This is a genomic window from Metaclostridioides mangenotii (assembly GCF_017873185.1).
In the GTDB taxonomy this organism is placed as follows: Bacteria; Bacillota; Clostridia; order Peptostreptococcales; family Peptostreptococcaceae; genus Metaclostridioides; species Metaclostridioides mangenotii.
This window is the reverse complement of sequence record NZ_JAGGJX010000001.1, coordinates 1,161,228-1,180,215: the sequence shown is the minus strand read 5'-3', so window position 1 is coordinate 1,180,215 and position 18,988 is coordinate 1,161,228. Positions and strand designations below refer to the sequence as shown.

The window sequence follows — 18,988 nt, the reverse complement described above, 5'->3', positions numbered from 1 at the left end:
AAAGTAAAAAATTAATAAATATATAACTGTAGATTCTCGAATTAGAACTCTAAGTATCTAAGTAAAAAATTTGTAATAGGAGTGATTACATGGATTTAGCATTTTATATGGGGGTTATTGTCGGTATAGTGTCGAGAATTTTAATGCTCAACACAGATCAAGAGCAATACCCAACATATCCAAATATATTGATATCTCAGCTGATACTTGCATTCGTAGCTTCAGCGCTTGGCGCACTTCTTGTCCCGGCACTTGTCGCTAGATCTTATACATCTATAACTTTTTTATCACTAGCAGCTGAACAATTCAGACAAGTTAGGGCAAATAGAAGAAATACACTTCAAAATGTGGAACCAGCCCAATTGGTAGATAGAGGAGAAGCGCTTATAGAGGAGATAGCAAGAGCTTATGAAGTTAGAAACTACATGTGTATAATTACATCGTTTATAACAGTAGGGCTTAATAGATTGATAACCGTTGAGACAGGAATTAACGATACAGTAAGTATTATTATAAGTGCAGTTGCGGGGCTTGCACTGGCATTTGGGCTTAAAAAACTTCTTACAAGGAAAAGTATTAGCGATATTGCCGAAGTTGTTGCAGTTCCAATAACATTTAGCGACGAATCGATACTAAATGTGGGAGATGTAAAAGGAATAACAAATATAGGTCTAAAACAAGATAGAGATGTGTATATTAATAAAGGTATAGGAATAGAAATAATTCCAAAAGATAGGGACTATTTAAATGCAGGAATTATCTATAATTCGGGACAAAGACAAGCTATAGCATTTAATATTTACTCAAGACTCGGACTTTATGGTGATAGTGATGACCCAGCATTTACTCCAATTTTAAGAAGAAATGCAGAAAAAGAGAGTATAGTTCTTGCGTATATTCCGGTTTATGGAGGATTGGAAGAAGTTATTGAGGCCGTCAAATCTTGTCCAATACTAGAAACAGCTAAAGGGAAAAATCTATCTCTAAAGAATTACAAAATAGGGTCTTTGAATAAGGAGGTAAATTAGATGTTTACTAATATAGGTATTAATGACTACACGCTAGCTATAATAACAACTGATAAAGATATGAAAATCAGTGGAGGATGTCCGATTTTCTACGCAAATGATGAAGCTGACCTTCAAAATAAAGCGATGCTAATATCGAAGTGTGTTGGTGGAATGGTGCACGATATGACAAATGGGACTTTGATAGTAGTAAAACATTAATTATATATTATTTAGGTTGTATATTAGGTGAGTATTAGTTCTAATGTACAACCTAATTTTATTTATAGATTTAATTGCAATTAAAATGTGACTAGGCAATATATATAGGGCTAGTTGACGTCAAATAAAGAAGTATGATAACATAAAAAGATATGTATAAAAAGAGTGGTGAATAAGATGGAAGTAAACGTAAAAAATGCTAATAATATAATAAATAAGGTATCTAAAGGTAGTATCGCAGAAGAATTAGATATTGAAGTAGGAGATTTACTTGTATCTATAAATGAACAACCAATACGTGATATAATAGAATACAGATTTCTATTAAGTGATGAATATTTAGAGGTTGAGATTGAAAATAAATACGGGGAATTGTATTTATATGAAATAGAAAAAGACTACGATGAGGATCTTGGTATTGAGTTTTCAAATCCTATTATCGATATGGCAAAGAGTTGCAGAAATAAGTGTATGTTCTGCTTTGTGGATCAATTGCCAGAGGGTATGAGAGAGACTCTGTACTTTAAAGATGACGATTCTAGGCTTTCATTTTTACAGGGGAATTTTGTTACTCTAACTAACATGAGTGATGATGATATAGAAAATATTATAAAATATAGAATTAGTCCGATAAATATCTCTGTTCATACTACAAATCCAGAGTTACGACAAAAAATGATAAGCAATAAGTTCGCCGGGAAAGTTTACGGCATCATGAAGAAACTGGCAGAGGCTGAGATTACTATGAACTGTCAAGTTGTTTTATGTCCAGGTGTAAATGATGGAGAAGAATTAAGAAGGACTGTCTACGATTTGATCGAATTATATCCATATGTAAATAGTATAGCGGTGGTTCCAGTTGGAATAACTAAATACAGGGACAACCTCCCTAATCTTGAAATATTTTATAAATATAATGCAAAAACAACTATAGACCAAATACATAAAATTCAAGAAGACTTATTGGAAAAAGTTGGGACAAGGTTTGTGTTTTTATCAGATGAATTTTATGTTTTAGCTGATAGAGATCTATTAGATTACGATGATTACGAAGGGTTTTTACAGTTTGAAGATGGAGTAGGTATGATCAAAAAAATGGGGACTGAAATTAGACAATACCTAGATTCGCTCCCTTCAAATAAACCTGTAGAAAAAAGAAAAATCTCTATAGCAACGGGTCATTCTGCATATAAATTTATGAGAGAAATGTCTAATTTAGTAATGAAAAAATACTCAAATATAGAGATTAAAGTTTATGAAATAAAAAATAAGTTTTGGGGTGAAACTATTACTGTATCAGGCTTAATAACTGCAAAAGATATTGTAGAGCAGTTGAAAGGCGAAGATATAGGAGAAGTTTTATACATTACTAGAAGTATGCTAAAAGCTGATGAAGAGATATTTTTAGATAATATTACATTAGAAGAGTTACAAGACATTATGAAAATAAAAATTATTCCATGTTTAAACGAGGGAAAAGATTTTGTAGATAAAATTATCGATTAAATATGTATAAAAGGAGATAAATATATGAACGTAAGTAGACCGATTGCTGCAATAGTTGGAAGGCCAAATGTTGGTAAATCAACGTTATTCAATAAGTTTGCAGGCAGAAGAATTTCAATAGTTGAAGATACCCCAGGTGTAACAAGAGACAGAATATTTGCTGAGGTAGAGTGGTTGAACAAATATTTTACACTAATAGACACAGGAGGAATAGAGCCTGAGAGCGAAGATATTATACTTTCACAGATGAGAGATCAAGCTATGCTTGCTATGGATATGGCGCATGTAATTCTCTTTATAGTCGATGGTAAAACAGGGCTTACTCCTGCTGATAAAGAGATAGCACAAATTCTTAGAAAAAGTAAAAAACCGGTTATTTTAGTTGTAAATAAAATAGACAGTCAAAGCCAAATCAACAATATATACGATTTCTACGAACTAGGATTTGGAACTCCATTCTCAGTTTCAGGTGCAAATAGTATGGGTCTTGGAGACCTACTTGATGAAGTAGTTGAAAATTTCCCAGCAGGACTTGATACAGAATACGACGAAGAGTTAATAAAGGTTGCTATTACTGGTAAGCCAAATGCAGGAAAGAGTTCAATCCTAAACAATATTCTTGGAGAAGAGCGTGTTATAGTAAGTTCAATAGCAGGAACAACTAGGGATGCAGTAGATACTTACTTTGAGAAAAACGATCAGAAGTTTTTACTTATAGATACTGCTGGTATAAGAAGAAAGAGTAAAATATACGAAAAAATTGAAAAATACAGTGTTATAAGAGCTATGAGCGCCGTTGACAGAGCAGATGTAGTGTTAATTGTAATAGATGCAGTTGAAGGCCCTACAGAGCAGGATACAAAGGTTGCAGGAATCGCCCACGATGAAGGTAAGGCTTGTATATTTGTAATAAATAAATGGGACTTGCTAGAAAAAGACAATAAAACTATGAAAAACTATCAAATAGATATAAGACAAAAATTCCCGTTTATGATGTATGCGCCTATAATTTTCGTATCGGCAATTACGAATCAAAGAATGAACAAAGTGCTTGATACAGTTGTATACGTATCAAATGAACATTCAAAGAGAATGTCAACATCAGCTCTTAACGATGTTATAGGGGAAGCTGTAATGTTAAATCAGCCGCCATCAGATAAAGGAAAGAGACTTAAGATATACTATGGAACACAGACGGATATTAGACCTCCAAAGATTACACTGTTTATAAACGATAAGGAATTAACTCATTTCTCTTATCAAAGATATCTTGAAAACAAGATCAGAGAAAACTTTGGTTTTGAAGGAACTACAATAAGATTTGATTATAAGCAAAAGGCTAAAAAATAATAGACTTATAGCCTAAGGAGGTACAGAAGTGGTTACATTTGGATATATTGCAATTGCTGTAATTGCATATCTTTTAGGAAATATATCGACTTCTTATATTATAGCCAAGAAATTTTCAGGAGTTGATATAAGGACACAAGGTTCAGGAAATGCAGGTTCTACAAATGTACTTAGAACTATGGGAAAAAGAGCGGGTGCTGCTACTTTTATTGGAGATTTATTAAAGGGTACAATATCTGTTCTAATTGGAGAGATTATTGGTAATTTTATAGGTGTTGACAGAACTATTGCTGGATACGTAGCTGTGATATTTGTAGTTGTAGGTCACAATTGGCCGGCTTTTCTAGGATTTAAAGGTGGGAAAGGTGTTGCAACATCCCTTGGGGCAATGCTAGCTATCAATCCTATTATTGCACTATCATGTCTGGGGATATTTATAGTTGTAGTTGCAGTCTCTAAGTACGTATCCCTTGGATCGGTAGTAGGAATAGCATTTTCAGCTCCATTCATGTTGATAAGTAAGAATAATCCTGGGTTTGTGGTAGCTTTATTTTTAACTCTATCTGTAATGTATACACATAGAGCCAACTTAAAAAGACTTATAAAGGGTGACGAAAACAAAGTTGGAAGAAAAAAAGAAGAATAATTTAATAAACATAAAATAACAGTTAAACAAGAATAGTTAAAATTAGGGGTGTTTGATGTGGAAAAGGTATGTGTATTAGGTGCAGGTAGCTGGGGAAGCGCATTAGCTCTAGTTCTTGCGAAAAAGGGTTATGAAGTATGTATGTGGACTAGACATTCGGATCAAGCTGAAGAAATTAACAAAACTAGAGAAAATACAGCTTATCTTCCTGGGATAATATTTCCTGAAAATTTAAATTTAACTTCAGATATTGAAGAAGCAGTAAAGGGATGTAATATGATAGTATCTGCGGTTCCTTCACAAGCTTTTAGAAGTACTTGCAAAACTATTAAACCTTTTATTAATGAAGATCAAATAATTATAGATGTAGCGAAGGGATTAGAAAAGGGGACTGGACTTAGATTATCAGAAGTTTTCAAAGAAGAGCTTCCAAATAATCCATATGTTGTTTTATCAGGGCCTTCTCATGCCGAAGAAGTAGCTAGAGATATTCCAACTACAGTAGTAGTAGCATCTGAGGATATAAAAATAGCTGAAAAAGTTCAAGATCTATTTATGGCTCAAGCGTTTAGAGTATATACTAACCCTGATATAGTAGGTGTTGAACTTGGAGGAGCTTTCAAAAATATAATAGCTTTTGGAGCTGGAATCTGTGACGGTATAGGTTACGGCGATAATGCCAAAGCAGCACTTATGACTAGAGGAATAAGTGAAATGAGCAGATTAGGAGTAGCTATGGGAGCAAATATGACTACATTTGCAGGTCTTTCAGGAATAGGAGACCTTATAGTTACATGTACAAGTATGCACAGTAGAAACAGAAGAGCTGGTATTTTAATCGGACAAGGAAAAACTCTAAAGGAAACATTAGACGAAGTAAAAATGGTTGTTGAAGGAATAACTGCAACTGAAGTTGCTTACGAAGTAGCCAAAAAACTTGGAGTAGATGTACCGATTACAAATGCTATTTTTGCAGTACTCGACCAAGGTAAGAATCCAAAAGAAGTTGGAATTGAGCTTATGGTTAGACAGAAGAAACATGAAATGGAAGAGATAATAAATCTATAAATTAATAGATAATAAAATTTAATATCTCCATCATTTACAATAATGATTATAGAAATATTGTAAATGTTAATTAGGCAAATAGTTAAGTGATCGTCGCTTCTATTTGCCTTTTTATTTATAAAAGAAGGTGATTTATTGAAAAATGTACTAAATTAGCTCAATCTTATTTATTATGTAATTAAAATTCTATAATTTAAAATTTACTTAAATACAATGAATTTTTTATTATAATTACTCCATACAGTGCATGGGAACTTGCTAAAATAAAAGGTGCTAAAAAGCATTTCAGTAATAGATAATTTAAACGTTATATCAAAAAGCTCAGGAGTCATTTGAAAATATATACCGTCTTCTTCTAACATATATTTATTTATATAATCTATATTATCTTGGCTTAAAGCGGAATTGACTATATTTCTTTCTTTAGAATTCAATCTGCTATAATAGAAATCTACATATGTATTTCCCATACCATTTTCATTAATTTTTTGTAGTAAGAACTCTTCAAGTTCATTATCATTTCCTTCTATAAAATGATGCTTTAGGTTATTAAATCCTTTATCAATGCTCTCTATATAGAGGCAGTTTTTTTCTTTTAGCTCTTCAAGACTTATACTCACAAGTTTGTTATTTTCTTTCATAATTTCACCTCGCTCTGATCATTTAAATAATATCTAAATTAGCATATTTAATTGAACCTTAGATTATAAAATATATAAATATTAATAAAATTTGCAGTTATTTTCTAATAAACCTATTTATAAACTTATAATATTGATGGGTAAATAGTCCGAATACTACTCCGTAAAGAGTAAAAAATAGTTGGTTGTAGCTATATAGATCTGGTAATAAATACTGCATTACATTTAACGTAAGTATAGCAAAATTAGCCAATACTAACACTGAAATAATTTTTCTAATCATATTAATTTTTCTCCTATAACTTTATTATAACTAATTTTATGAAAAAATATAGCCCCTATCAATAGTAGGAGCTAGTTTCTATTTATGCAATTTTTATTACTTTGACTATTTTATTGACCTGATTATATTAATTTGGTTACTCTGTAAGAAACGTGGAAAAGATAATTATAATAATGACGTGAGGATTGTAATTTATGTATTTATAGATATTTGGTTTATATATATTTGTCTAAGGGTATAAAGACTTGTATGTAAATAAAAGTTAAAATTAAATGAAAAGGAGAAATAATTATGAATAGTTTATTTGATCTTAGTGGAAAAGTAGCTGTAATAACTGGAGCATCGTCAGGACTTGGAATACAATTTACAAAAGCACTTGCTGGGCAAGGGGCAGATGTAGCGATACTTGCTAGAAGAAAAGAAAAATTGGATGAATTGTCAAAAGAAATATCTTCAACTGGTAGAAAGTGTCTAGCTATAAAATGTGATATTACAGATGAAGAAGAAGTGATAAATGCAGTAAATGAAATTAAAGATTATTATGGAAAAATAGATATATTAGTAAATAATGCAGGAGTTGCAAATGCAAAAAAAGCAGAAGAGCAAACACTTGATGAGTGGAACACAGTAGTAGATGCTAACTTGACTGGTGTTTATTTAATGGCAAGAGAAGTTGGAAAGGTGATGATTGATAACAAATACGGTAAGATTATAAACTTAGGTTCTATTCACAGTAACTTAGCTATAGGAACTAATACAATATCGTCATACTGTGCAACTAAAGGTGCAGTTCAGATGCTTACAAAATCATTAGCATCAGAGTGGGCTAAGCATAATATTACGGTTAATGCTATAGGCCCAGCATACTTTGAGTCGGAGATGACAAAAAGAGCAGTGGAGAATGATGCATTTAATGAGTTTGTTAAATTTAGAAGTCCAATGGGAAGAATAGGTAAGCCAGGTGAGTTAAATGGAGCACTTATTTACTTTGCTTCTGATGCGTCAAGTTATACGACAGGACAATTGTTGAATGTTGATGGTGGCTGGAATACTATATAGTGGAAATGGTGAATTAATTAGGGTTCGATAGATTTAATTTAAATAGCGGTATTTAATTGAGAATGCGACTACCACAGCTTGGGAAAAAGGCTGTAACTGTAGTCGCATTCTTATTTAAATCCCACTATTTTAAAAAAAATCCACCAAACCCGAATTAATTTCCATTAGAAGTAAGTAAGTGCGTATTGGAAAAGTCAAATTCAATTCTACCAACAAATAATATATAACAATTGTTATTTAGGTGTATATTTTTATTCTAGAATTGTAGCAAGACTTAAAATAAATAATATAACTGCCCTGTTTTGCCTATTAAATGACCAGTTTTGCTAAATTAAACTTAATGAGGAAGAAGTTTAGTATAATACATCTATAATAGGAGAACATAGCATGATTATTGTATATTCAAAATAAATCTTTTATTCCTGTAACAAATTATAAGCTAGAAGTGTAAGAAATATCAATTTGACGTTTGTATAATTAATATAAACGATAATCGTATTAGTTTAGTTATAAATTTTAAACTACATTATAGGATATTTTTCTCTGACCATATAAAATTTTACAATACAAAAAGTACCTTAAAATAAAGACATTAAAACTAAATTAATATTTGTGAACATATGGAGGTGAAAATATGTGACGAATATTTTTAAAGTACAAATTTGACATCACGGACATAACGTAATTAAAATTTTAAAGGAGATGAAGTTTAAATGATTAAAAAAAATTTAGCAATTTTAACATTAACAGGTTTAACTTTTAATTTTTTAGCACCTATAGTTAGTTACGCAGATAGTCAAACAAATGTAGATTTACAAAAAACATATAGTATTAACTCAGAAAAAGATTTAAAGGATGTATTAAAAGGTGTTTCAGGTGAATATAGTATAAAAAATAACTCCGATCAATACGAATTAGTTAAAAAAGAAAAAGATGAGCTAGGATTTACTCACTATACTTTAAGGCCAAAAGCTGATGGATACTTCGCTGAAAAGTCGGAAGTTAAAATACATACAAATGAATCTGGAAAGGTTGTTTTTGTAAATGGAGATCTAGATCAAGGTAAACTTGAGGTTGAAAACAAAACTATAGTAGATAAGAACAAAGCTATTGATTTAGCTTTTAAGTCAATAGAAAAATCACGCAGTGAAGTTAAAAACTTATCAGGTACAGATGTTATAAAAGAAGCCAAAATTGTTGTTGATGAAGAAACTAACAGATCAGTTTATAGTTTGGAAATAATATATAGTTTACCTGAACCAGCTCATTGGGTAATTAAAGTAGATACAGAAAATGGTGAAATAGTTGGTAAACAAAATCGCTTAGAAAATGCTACGATAACAACAGGCTCTGGGATTGGATCAAATGGAAAGGTTAAATCTCCGTTAAACTTGACAGAGGAGAGTGGTAACTTTTATTTATTAGATAAAACTCAGAAAGGTACTATAGGTACTGTAGGCTTTAAATATTTTGAAGAAAATAATATAATAGGTAGCATAATTTCTAATGCATTAAATTCTTTTAATGATGATAAATTTAAAGCAGGTGTAGATGCTCATTACTTTACAAACCATGTCTATAAATACTATAAAGATGTACATAATAGAGAAAGTTACGATGGAAAAGGAGCAGATATATATTCTTATGTAAATGTACCTGATCCAGAAACAGGCGGGAATTGGAGTAATGCTGCATGGACTGGTGCAGAAATGATTTATGGCGATGGTAATCCAAAAACTGAATATCCTTTCTCTGCAGCAGATGATGTTGTAGCACATGAAATCACACATGGAGTTACATCAGCAACAGCTGACCTAGTTTATGAATTCCAGCCAGGAGCATTAAATGAGTCTTTTTCAGATGTGTTTGGCTACTTTGTAGACGATGAAGATTGGACAATGGGTGAGGATTTATATAAAGCACCTAATACAGCTATGAGAAGTTTAAAAGAGCCTAGAAAGTATAATCAACCAGACCATATGAGAAATTATTTAAATCTCAGTATAAATACTGATTATGGTGGAGTTCACATCAATAGTGGAATTCCTAATAAAGCTGCATATAATACTATTACAAAATTAGGAAAAGAAAAATCAGAACAAATTTATTACAGAGCTCTTACAAAATATTTAACAAGACAGTCAAATTTCTCGGAAGCTAATCGAGCTTTAATTCAATCAGCAAAAGATCTTTATGGAGCACAGGAAGCCTCAGTTGTTAAACAAGCATGGAGTGCAGTTGGGGTAAATTAACATAGTAGAGTATTAAATCAATATATTTAAAAAAAGTGGAAAAACTTATAGTAATATATTTGTAGTTCGTATATTTGTACATACCTGAATGTATACAGTATACAATAGTTCAAAAAAATATCTTTAAAAAGTAAGGATGGATAAAAATAGTTGCTTTGAAATAAAGCAACTATTTTTGTTGTACTGAAATCTAGTTATACTTTTTATCATATAGCAATTTCTATTTAGCTGGAGGAGTGATAACATAGTACTACAATCTCCATTTTACAAACCGATGGATTAGAATTGCCATCGTCCGCAATTTGTGATTGAACCTCAGATAACATCAACCACACAATATCTAAAAAAACTGTAATATTAAAACCTACATACAAATATACTTTAATAAGATTAAATGCATGGAGGGAATAATATGAATAATAATATATACGAAGACATAGCAAAAAGAACGCAAGGGGATATCTACATAGGTGTTGTTGGTCCTGTTAGAACAGGGAAATCGACTTTTATCAGAAAGTTTATGGAAAAGCTGGTTATTCCAAATATTGATAATGAATTTAAAAAAGAGCGTACTAGAGATGAAATTCCTCAAAGTGGATCTGGTAAAACCATTATGACTGTTGAACCTAAGTTTATTCCTGCAGATGGTGTGGAGATAAAGATAAGAGACACTATGTCCTTTAATGTTAGGATGGTGGATTGTGTTGGTTACATAGTTGATGGAGCACTTGGTCATGAGGAAGATGGAAAGCAGAGACTTGTTTCTACTCCTTGGTCACAGGAAGCAATGAGTTTTGAAAAAGCTGCTGAAATCGGAACTAAGAAGGTTATCAAAGATCACTCTACTATAGGTATTGTTATGTTGACTGATGGTACTGTTACTGGGATTGAAAGAGATAGCTACGTTAATGCTGAGGAAAGGGTTATTAAAGAATTAAAGGAACTTGATAAGCCATTTGCTGTAGTTTTAAATACTCTTAATCCGAATAGTGATGAGACTGATATGCTTAGGAAGGAATTGGAAGAAAAATATGAGGTGCCAATTATGCCGCTTAATGTAATTGAGATGGAAGATAAGGAAATAGAGGGTGTTATGGAAGCTGTTTTAAATGATTTTCCTATTACTGAGGTTAGAATAAATCTTCCTAAGTGGATTGAAGGTTTGGAAAAAGACCACTGGATTAAGAGTGAGATTATATGCTCTCTAAGACAAAACATAGCTGATTTAAATAAGATAAGAGATATAAATGATATTATGAATGGATTTTCTGAGCTTGAGTTTTTAAATTGCCCAGGGGTGGATAATGTTAAGCTTGGTGAGGGCGTTGTAAATATAGATTTGGAAACTAAACAGGACTTATTTTACAATGTTCTAGAGGAAAAGAGTGGATTTAAGATTGAGGGAGATTATCAACTATTGAGTTTGATAAGCAGATTGTCTAAGATTAAAAATGAATATGATAAAATAGAGAGCGCTCTTATAGATGCAAAGATTGGCGGTTATGGTGTTGTTGCTCCGTCTTTAGATGAGCTTACTCTTGAAGAGCCTGAGATTATGAAGCAGGGTAAACAATACGGCATAAAACTTAAAGCAAATGCGCCTTCTCTTCATATAATTAAGGCAGATATTTCTACAGAAGTTTCTCCTATTGTTGGAAATCAAAATCAAGGTGAAGAGATGATTAAGTATTTACTTGATGTGTTTGAGCAAAATCCAAGTGATTTATGGGAGTCAAATATGTTTGGGAAGTCTTTAAATGATCTTGTTAAAGAGCAGTTACAAAGTAAGCTTTATACAATGCCAGAAGAGATTAGATTCAAAATGCAAAAAACTCTACAAAAAATAGTTAATGAGGGAAGTTCGAATATTATAACTATAATTCTTTAATTGTCGATTGTTGTAGAAATGGCATACCTGAAATTTTTGTGTAAACCTCCTGATTGGTGTAAAATAAAATTATACTAATTGGGAGGTTGTTTTTATCTATACAATCTATTGTTTATGTATAGATTAAACATTCACTTGACATCTTTTTTATATCATCCTAGTAAACGTTTATAAGGATATCGGAGATTGATTTTAGGGAGGGATTATTATAAATAGTAAGATCGGTATAATAGTCTGTAGCAATGAGTCAAGAGTAAGATTAGAAGAAATTTTTAAACGTGATGTAAAACAAGGGTATGTAGTAATTGGCGATTTAGATAAAATTACATTTGAGGGACAGGTCTTGAGACTTGTAGATATGGGTGCAGGCGTGATTGTTGTTATAGGTGGAGGTGATCACTTAACTTTTGAAAAGATTGGTGTGCCTATAATAAATTTAAATTTAAAAACAGAAGATATTTTAAAGGCACTTTATAAGTCAAAAAAATATTTAAAGACAGTAGTATTAATAAAAGATAATAATAAAACAAACTATGATTATAAGATGTTGAAAGAATTATTAGACATTGACATCGTGGAGGATTTCTTCGATCTTGAATCTGAAGTAGAAAACAGTTTATTGAAGTATTTAGACCGAAAAAATGAAGTTGTTATAGTTGGAGAGAGTAAAGTATGCGATTTAGCTGAAAAATATGGTATAGATAATAAGCTATCGAGGTAGGTGAAAAATCTATAAGAGAAGTTATTAACTACAGCAAAAACATACTTAAAGCAGCGGATGGTAAAGTAATTGCTCTCGATCAGGGGAAAGAAGGACTTAATTCTAGATATACATTTCAGGATTTTAAATATAAAGATAGGGTTACAAAAGAATTTATAGAAGAAGCTAAAATTGTTGGACAAACTGATTATACTCTTCTTCTTTACGGAGAAAGTGGATCGGGGAAAGAAATTATAGCTCACAGTATACATGATATTAGTAAGAGAGGTTTGAATAATTTTGTTCCAATAAACTGCTCTGCTATTTCAGAAAGTTTACTGGAAAGTGAGCTCTTTGGTTATGAAGAAGGTGCATTTACGGGCGCGAGAAAAGGTGGAAAACGCGGTATATTTGAGCTGGCGAATAAGGGAACGTTATTTTTAGATGAAATAAATACTCTTCCTCTAAGTATTCAAACGAAATTACTTAGAGTTATAGAGGAGAGACAGATAATGAGAATTGGATCAGATCATTTGATTCCTCTAGATATTAGAATTATTGCAGCAACAAATGAGCATTTAATAGATAAAATTGAACAGGGTTTATTTAGAGCGGATTTATTCTATCGTTTGAGCAGTTTGGAATTAAATATTCCACCTCTGAGGGAGAGGAAGAAGGATATATTGCTTTTATTTAGAAATTTTGTATATGAGACTATGCTAGAAAATTCTATGGATAAATTGAATGGAGTGAATGGGATCAATTTAACTGATAACGAGATAAAAATATTAAATGACTACAACTGGCCAGGTAATGTGAGAGAATTAAAAAATGTTGCTAGAAAATATGTAATTACTGGGAAGATAAAATTAGGTAAATACAAAAGTAGCTCTCTTTATGTGGTTAAAAATGAAAATGTCGATAATGAAGTGACTGAATATGATGTTGGCGATATAAATAGTTTAAATATTGATATTAAGGAAATTCAGAAATCAGTTGAAGTTAAAATAATAGATATGATGATAGAACAGGGATTATCTAAAAATGAAATTGCAAAAATTTTAGGTATAAGTAGAACGTCTCTTTGGAAAAAGTACAATCAAAATGTATAAAAATTAAAAGCTTGAGTAATCTTTAAAATTATGATTATACGATTTTTTACAAATAATGTTTAGATAAATTAACATTTGTTCATTTATCTAAACATTATTTTTTTTATTTAAAATAATTATTTAACACATAAATTGGAAGATTCAGAAAATTGTATAATCCATTAATTATTATAAGATATAAGTCTAAATTTAATTAAAGATTTAAGGTTTAAATAGAGAAAGCAATAGATGGCATACTAATTGCTCATTTAAATTATGAAACTATTATACAAAGGAGTGATTTTTTATGAATTCAAGTATGGCTGCAAAGCATGCAATATGGCCTAGAAAGAAGGATATAATCTTTGGTTTAGCGGGAAGAGCACAGGAAGCAGAAAAAAAGTTAGGCAGAGAAAACGTTATCAACGCTACACTCGGTTCGATTGTTGAAGATGATGGAAAAATAGTTGCATTTAAAACTGTGTACGACGAATATAAATCATTTGATAATGCCGAATTTTGCGCATATGCATCTATTGAAGGTCAGCCAGACTATCTTGAAGCAGTAAAAAAAGCATGTTTTAAAGATTATACTCCAAATGGATATATAAAAGCAGTGGCATCTCCTGGAGGAAGTGGAGCGATTAAGCTAGCTCTTTGGAATTATACTAATTATGGCGATAATGTTCTTACATCAGACTGGTTCTGGGGTTCTTATACTAGTATCGCTGAAGAGGGTGGTAGAGGTGTCGTAACTTATAAGCTCTTTGATGAAAATGGGGAATTTAACTTTCCATCATTTAAAGAGAGTTTCCTCAATTTAGCTCAGAAACAAGACAGAATATTTACGATCATAAACACACCAGCTCACAATCCAACAGGCTATAGTGTAACTGAGGATGAGTGGGATCAGATTTTAGGGCTTGCTAAAGAAGTATCTAAAAATGATAACAAGAAGATAATATTTTTAGTAGATGTAGCATATATTGATTATGCAGGTGATGATAAACAAAGTAGAGGTTTCTTTAAGAAGTTTTCAGATTTGCCAGACAATATCTTTACAATTGTAGCATACAGTATGTCGAAAGGATTTACAGCGTATGGAATGAGAATGGGAGCTGTAATTGGAATTAGCTCAAATTCAGAAGTGGCTGAAGAATTCTACTACTCATGTACCCACACTTGTAGAGCTACTTGGTCAAACTGTAACAGAAGTGCAATGACATTATTGTCGAATATAATTAACAATCCAGAAAAGATGATTGCGTATGAGGCTGAAAAAGAGAAGTACAAAAAGTTATTAGAAGTTCGAGCTAAGGCTTTTGTAGATGAAGCTGAGAAAATAGGGCTTGAAATACTGCCTTACAGAGTTGGATTCTTTATAAGTATTCCTTGTGATGACCCAATGACAGTCGTTGATGAATTGGCAAAACATAATTTATTTGCAGTTCCATTGGAAATGGGCGTTAGGTTTGCTATTTGCTCTGTAGCAGAGGATAAATGTAAAGCTTCACCAAAAATCATAAAGAACGTACTAGAAGAAATGGTAGCAAGTGGAAATATGTAATTAATTTATAAGGTGATGGAGGAATTTATTATGAAAAAATTAATGACAGGAAATGAAGCTATAGCTCGTGGAGTATATGAGGCGGGAGTGAGATATGCTTCGGCTTATCCAGGTACTCCAAGTACTGAAATATTAGAGAATATAGCATTATATAAAGACGATATAGTGGCTGAGTGGGCACCGAATGAGAAGGTTGCACTCGAGGCTGCTGTAGGAGGTTCTCTAGCTGGAGCGAGAACGTTTGCTTCTATGAAGCACGTTGGTGTTAATGTGGCAGCAGATCCTCTATTCACATATTCGTATATAGGTGTAAATGGTGGAATGGTATTGTTATCGGCAGATGAGCCAGGTATGTACTCATCTCAAAATGAACAGGACAATAGAAACTATGCTAAGTTTGCTAAAATTCCACTTATTGAGCCTTCAAATAGTCAAGAGGCAAAAGATATGATAAAAGTTGCTTATGAAATAAGTGAAGAATTTGATACACCAGTTTTAGTTAGAACAACTACAAGACTTGCTCATTCTAAGAGCGGTGTGGATTGTTACGATAGAAAAGAAGTAGAGATAAAAGAATACATAAAAGATGTTCAAAAAACTGTTACTGTTCCAGCAATTGCTCAAAAAAGAAGAGTTATTGTAGAGGAGAGATCTAAAAAGCTTTACGAATTCGCAAATAAAACGAATTTAAATTTCTCTGTGATTAACAGTACAGAAATAGGTGTTGTAACTTCGGGAATGTGCTATAATTTCGCGAAAGAAGTATTTGGGGACAGCGTTTCATATATGAAGTTAGGATTTACTAATCCTATGCCTATAGAAAAACTTAAGGAATTTGCCAACAAAGTAGATAAAGTTTTTGTAATAGAAGAAAATGATCCGTTTATAGAAGAACAATTAAGGGCAAATGGAATCGATTGCATAGGTAAGGATGTATTCCCTCCTTATGGCGAAATGACTCCAGATGTTATAAGAAAATCTTTATACGGGGAGTCAAATGAGACTATAGATTATAAGAAAGATTTAGTTGTTCCAAGACCTCCAAGTTTCTGTGCAGGATGTCCACATAGAGGTTTCTTCTATGCTCTAGGAAAGAGAAAGAATGTAGTTGTTTCAGGAGATATAGGATGTTATTCTCTAGGATTTGCAGGTCCTTATAATTCACTTGACTGGATTATATGTATGGGTGGAAGTTTGAGTGCAGGACATGGGGCTCAAAAAGTATTTAATATGAACAAAGACAATAAGAAGAGAGTCGTAGGAGTTTTAGGTGATTCTACATTCTTCCACACAGGAATCAATTCACTTTTAGATGTAGTTTACAATAAAGGAAACACAATATCTGTAATTCTGGATAATAGAATAACTGGAATGACTGGCCATCAAGATAATCCAGGAACAGGATATACTCTTCAAGGAGATCCAACTACAGAAGTTGATATAGAAGCGATGGTGAGAGCTTGCGGTGTCAAACATATAAGAGTTATAGATCCAAATATACTAAAAGAAGTAAATGAAACACTAGACTGGGCATTAGCACTAGATGAACCTTCAGTAATAATTACTAGATGGCCTTGCGCTCTTAAAAAATTCTCTGAAGAAGATAAAGAGGAGTTTAAACCTTTGTTCACTACTAAAAATAGAGTAGACCACGATCTTTGCATAGGATGTAAGATGTGCACTAAGACAGGTTGTCCAGCGGTAGTATTTGATCACGAAAAGAAAAAATCAAATATAGATAGAGAACAGTGTGTTGGATGTAATGTCTGTGCACAAGTTTGTCCAAAAGACGCAATAGTTAAGGAGGAGAATTAATATGACTAAGAGTATACTTTTGGTAGGTGTTGGTGGTCAAGGAACTATCCTTGCAAGTAAGCTTTTAACTACAGGTCTATTAGAAGCTGGATACGATGTGAAAATGAGTGAAATTCATGGTATGAGCCAGAGAGGAGGATCAGTTTCTTCTCAAGTTAGATATGGTAAAGAGGTTTTCTCACCAGTTATAGAGGTTGGAGGGGCAGATATCCTAGTTTCTTTTGAAAAGATGGAAACTCTTAGATGGGTTGAGTATCTAAAGCCAGATGGGCATATAATTTCAAATAACTTTAGGATAAATTCGATACCAGTTTTGACAGGAGCTGCAGAGTACTTTGAAAAAGATATCGATGAAGAGTTAAAGAGACTAAATGCTGCAGTTATAGATGCTGGAGAAAAAGCTGTGAAACTAGGTAACTCTAAAGTAATGAATATAATTCTTTTAGGAAGTCTGGTAAAAATAATGAAGTTGGAAGATATTAATTGGGAAAAAATTATTAGAGAAAATGTAAAAGAAAAATTTATAGATATTAATATAGAGGCCTTCAATTTAGGTAAGGAATTAGCTGTTAAGTAATAAAATAAATATAAAGTATATACAGCATTTTATTAAAAATATATTTAGCATAAAGTAATGAAAAGAATATACAAGATTATATAATAAAAATAATATGCAGCTTTAAATAATAAAAAGTGTACAGAATTATAAAAAAATCTAGAGATAAATTCTAATTCAAATATATCATAAATAAATATATTTGAATTAGAATATCTTAATTAATACTGAAAGGGAGTAGAAATATGTCATATAGGATTTTAGCCATAAACCCAGGATCAACATCTACAAAAATAGCTGTTTACGATAATGATATTTTGAAGATGTCGAGCTCAATAGAGTATTCTTCTGAAGAAGTAGATAAATTTGAAAAAGTATTCGATCAATTTGAGATGAGAAAAGATTCTGTTTTAAAATCTCTTGAGGAAAACAATATTAATATAAATACTTTAAGTGCTGTAGTTGGAAGAGGTGGAGCACTTCCTCCTGTAAAATCAGGGGCTTATAAAGTAAATGAAGCGATGTTAGATTATTTAGAAAATAGACCAGCTTTAGAACATGCTTCAAACCTAGGTGCTGTTATAGCTAGTTCAATAGCAAAACCTCTAAATATAGATGCTTACATATACGATTCTGTAGCTGTGGATGAGATGGAGGATATCGCTAGAGTTACAGGTATATCATCTATTGAGAGATCGAGTACAGGACATGCACTAAATACAAGAGCAATGGCTTTAAAGTACGCCAAACATTCAGGCAAAGATTACAAAGACTTAAATTTAATTGTAGCCCATATAGGTGGTGGAGCGACTATATACCTACATGAAAAGGGAAGAATGGTAGATATGTTGTCAGATGATGAAGGTCCGTTTTCACCTCAGAGATCTGGTAGAGTTCCTGGGACTAAATTAGTGAAATTGTGTTTTACTGGTGAGTACAGTCAACATGAGATTCTTAGCTTGATCAGGGGAAAAGGTGGTATTGTATCGCATTTAAATACTGCTGATGTAAGAGATGTAGAAAAGATGATAGAAGACGGCGATGAAAAAGCCAAATTAATATACAATGCAATGATATATCAAATAGCCAAGGGTATAGGAGAAATGGCTACAGTGGTTGATGGCAACGTCGACGCTATAATAGTTACGGGTGGAATAGCTTATTCTGAAAAGTTCACATCTCAGCTTGAGAAAAAGGTTAAGTTTATATCTCATGTCGAAGTTATGCCTGGTGAGAATGAACTTGAATCGCTTGCTTATGGAGTACTAAGAGTTTTAAGAAAAGAAGAATCTTATTGGGATTTTAAAGAAAATAAAAATTAACCTTTTTAAAGGATT

The 18,988-nt window shown here is 32.0% G+C and carries 17 protein-coding genes; 15 read left to right on the top strand and 2 right to left on the bottom strand.

Annotated elements, in window-relative coordinates; translation table 11 throughout:
• The first annotated feature begins 89 nt into the window (after nt 1-89).
• From J2Z43_RS05730 to J2Z43_RS05705, 6 genes are all read left to right on the top strand, one after another.
• Nucleotides 90-1,028 carry a YIEGIA domain-containing protein gene (locus J2Z43_RS05730; protein ID WP_209456243.1) on the top strand — a complete coding sequence of 313 codons (939 nt, stop codon included), beginning with the start codon at nt 90-92 and terminating at the stop codon, nt 1,026-1,028.
• Nucleotides 1,029-1,229: a capping complex subunit for YIEGIA gene (locus J2Z43_RS05725; RefSeq protein ID WP_209456242.1), complete on the top strand. Its 201-nt coding sequence runs from the start codon at nt 1,029-1,031 to the stop codon at nt 1,227-1,229.
• Nucleotides 1,230-1,406: 177 nt separating this feature from the next.
• Nucleotides 1,407-2,735, top strand: coding sequence for a DUF512 domain-containing protein (locus J2Z43_RS05720; protein ID WP_209456241.1), 1,329 nt, complete (start codon nt 1,407-1,409; stop codon nt 2,733-2,735).
• A 24-nt stretch (nt 2,736-2,759) separates the two neighbouring features.
• On the top strand, nt 2,760-4,085 hold the full coding sequence (gene der, locus J2Z43_RS05715) for a ribosome biogenesis GTPase Der (RefSeq protein WP_027701490.1): 1,326 nt from the start codon (nt 2,760-2,762) through the stop codon (nt 4,083-4,085).
• Nucleotides 4,086-4,113: 28 nt separating this feature from the next.
• Nucleotides 4,114-4,731 carry a glycerol-3-phosphate 1-O-acyltransferase PlsY gene (gene plsY, locus J2Z43_RS05710; RefSeq protein ID WP_209456240.1) on the top strand — a complete coding sequence of 206 codons (618 nt, stop codon included), beginning with the start codon at nt 4,114-4,116 and terminating at the stop codon, nt 4,729-4,731.
• A 57-nt stretch (nt 4,732-4,788) separates the two neighbouring features.
• The gene (locus tag J2Z43_RS05705; RefSeq protein WP_209456239.1) at nt 4,789-5,799 is read left to right on the top strand and encodes an NAD(P)H-dependent glycerol-3-phosphate dehydrogenase; all 1,011 of its coding nucleotides are present in this window, start codon (nt 4,789-4,791) and stop codon (nt 5,797-5,799) included.
• A gap of 200 nt (nt 5,800-5,999) precedes the next feature.
• On the opposite strand, the gene J2Z43_RS05700 is transcribed toward J2Z43_RS05705, so the two are convergent.
• Both J2Z43_RS05700 and J2Z43_RS05695 read right to left on the bottom strand, forming a co-directional pair.
• Nucleotides 6,000-6,440 (bottom strand): hypothetical protein, encoded by a 441-nt coding sequence (locus J2Z43_RS05700; protein WP_209456238.1) that lies wholly within the window; start codon nt 6,438-6,440, stop codon nt 6,000-6,002.
• Between the two features lie 97 nt (nt 6,441-6,537).
• A complete protein-coding gene (locus J2Z43_RS05695; protein ID WP_027701494.1) occupies nt 6,538-6,723 on the bottom strand; it encodes a hypothetical protein in 186 nt (61 codons plus the stop codon).
• A 291-nt stretch (nt 6,724-7,014) separates the two neighbouring features.
• Between J2Z43_RS05695 and J2Z43_RS05690 the strand changes: the two genes are divergently transcribed.
• The 9 genes from J2Z43_RS05690 (at nt 7,015) to buk (ending at nt 18,973) form a co-directional block, all read left to right on the top strand.
• Nucleotides 7,015-7,782, top strand: a complete 768-nt coding sequence (locus tag J2Z43_RS05690) for a glucose 1-dehydrogenase (RefSeq protein WP_209456237.1) — start codon at nt 7,015-7,017, stop codon at nt 7,780-7,782.
• Nucleotides 7,783-8,495: 713 nt separating this feature from the next.
• Complete coding sequence (locus J2Z43_RS05685) at nt 8,496-10,034, top strand: M4 family metallopeptidase (protein ID WP_209456236.1); 1,539 nt, start codon at nt 8,496-8,498, stop codon at nt 10,032-10,034.
• A gap of 412 nt (nt 10,035-10,446) precedes the next feature.
• Nucleotides 10,447-11,922 carry a stage IV sporulation protein A gene (gene spoIVA / locus J2Z43_RS05680; protein WP_209456235.1) on the top strand — a complete coding sequence of 492 codons (1,476 nt, stop codon included), beginning with the start codon at nt 10,447-10,449 and terminating at the stop codon, nt 11,920-11,922.
• A 343-nt stretch (nt 11,923-12,265) separates the two neighbouring features.
• Nucleotides 12,266-12,643 carry a PrpR N-terminal domain-containing protein gene (locus tag J2Z43_RS14745; RefSeq protein ID WP_234925976.1) on the top strand — a complete coding sequence of 126 codons (378 nt, stop codon included), beginning with the start codon at nt 12,266-12,268 and terminating at the stop codon, nt 12,641-12,643.
• A complete protein-coding gene (locus J2Z43_RS14740) occupies nt 12,634-13,734 on the top strand; it encodes a sigma-54 interaction domain-containing protein (protein WP_327786931.1) in 1,101 nt (366 codons plus the stop codon). The genes J2Z43_RS14745 and J2Z43_RS14740 overlap by 10 nt, the downstream gene beginning before the upstream one ends.
• A gap of 286 nt (nt 13,735-14,020) precedes the next feature.
• Nucleotides 14,021-15,280, top strand: a complete 1,260-nt coding sequence (locus J2Z43_RS05670; protein WP_209456234.1) for a pyridoxal phosphate-dependent aminotransferase — start codon at nt 14,021-14,023, stop codon at nt 15,278-15,280.
• A 30-nt stretch (nt 15,281-15,310) separates the two neighbouring features.
• Complete coding sequence (gene iorA, locus J2Z43_RS05665) at nt 15,311-17,095, top strand: indolepyruvate ferredoxin oxidoreductase subunit alpha (RefSeq protein WP_209456233.1); 1,785 nt, start codon at nt 15,311-15,313, stop codon at nt 17,093-17,095.
• A 1-nt stretch (nt 17,096) separates the two neighbouring features.
• Entirely contained in the window at nt 17,097-17,672 is a 576-nt protein-coding gene (locus J2Z43_RS05660; protein ID WP_209456232.1) for an indolepyruvate oxidoreductase subunit beta, read from the top strand.
• A gap of 224 nt (nt 17,673-17,896) precedes the next feature.
• Nucleotides 17,897-18,973 (top strand): butyrate kinase, encoded by a 1,077-nt coding sequence (buk, locus tag J2Z43_RS05655; RefSeq protein WP_209456231.1) that lies wholly within the window; start codon nt 17,897-17,899, stop codon nt 18,971-18,973.
• The last annotated feature ends 15 nt before the right edge of the window (nt 18,974-18,988 follow it).

What these genes read in the sequence shown, in the direction of transcription:
- J2Z43_RS05730 (WP_209456243.1), top strand. Translation starts at nt 90, where the DNA reads ATGGATTTAGCATTTTATATGGGGGTTATTGTCGGTATAGTGTCGAGA.
- J2Z43_RS05725 (WP_209456242.1), top strand. Translation starts at nt 1,029, where the DNA reads ATGTTTACTAATATAGGTATTAATGACTACACGCTAGCTATAATAACA.
- J2Z43_RS05720 (WP_209456241.1), top strand. Translation starts at nt 1,407, where the DNA reads ATGGAAGTAAACGTAAAAAATGCTAATAATATAATAAATAAGGTATCT.
- der (WP_027701490.1), top strand. Translation starts at nt 2,760, where the DNA reads ATGAACGTAAGTAGACCGATTGCTGCAATAGTTGGAAGGCCAAATGTT.
- J2Z43_RS05700 (WP_209456238.1), bottom strand. Translation starts at nt 6,440, where the DNA reads ATGAAAGAAAATAACAAACTTGTGAGTATAAGTCTTGAAGAGCTAAAA.
- J2Z43_RS05695 (WP_027701494.1), bottom strand. Translation starts at nt 6,723, where the DNA reads ATGATTAGAAAAATTATTTCAGTGTTAGTATTGGCTAATTTTGCTATA.
- J2Z43_RS05690 (WP_209456237.1), top strand. Translation starts at nt 7,015, where the DNA reads ATGAATAGTTTATTTGATCTTAGTGGAAAAGTAGCTGTAATAACTGGA.
- J2Z43_RS05685 (WP_209456236.1), top strand. Translation starts at nt 8,496, where the DNA reads ATGATTAAAAAAAATTTAGCAATTTTAACATTAACAGGTTTAACTTTT.
- spoIVA (WP_209456235.1), top strand. Translation starts at nt 10,447, where the DNA reads ATGAATAATAATATATACGAAGACATAGCAAAAAGAACGCAAGGGGAT.
- J2Z43_RS05670 (WP_209456234.1), top strand. Translation starts at nt 14,021, where the DNA reads ATGAATTCAAGTATGGCTGCAAAGCATGCAATATGGCCTAGAAAGAAG.
- iorA (WP_209456233.1), top strand. Translation starts at nt 15,311, where the DNA reads ATGAAAAAATTAATGACAGGAAATGAAGCTATAGCTCGTGGAGTATAT.
- J2Z43_RS05660 (WP_209456232.1), top strand. Translation starts at nt 17,097, where the DNA reads ATGACTAAGAGTATACTTTTGGTAGGTGTTGGTGGTCAAGGAACTATC.
- buk (WP_209456231.1), top strand. Translation starts at nt 17,897, where the DNA reads ATGTCATATAGGATTTTAGCCATAAACCCAGGATCAACATCTACAAAA.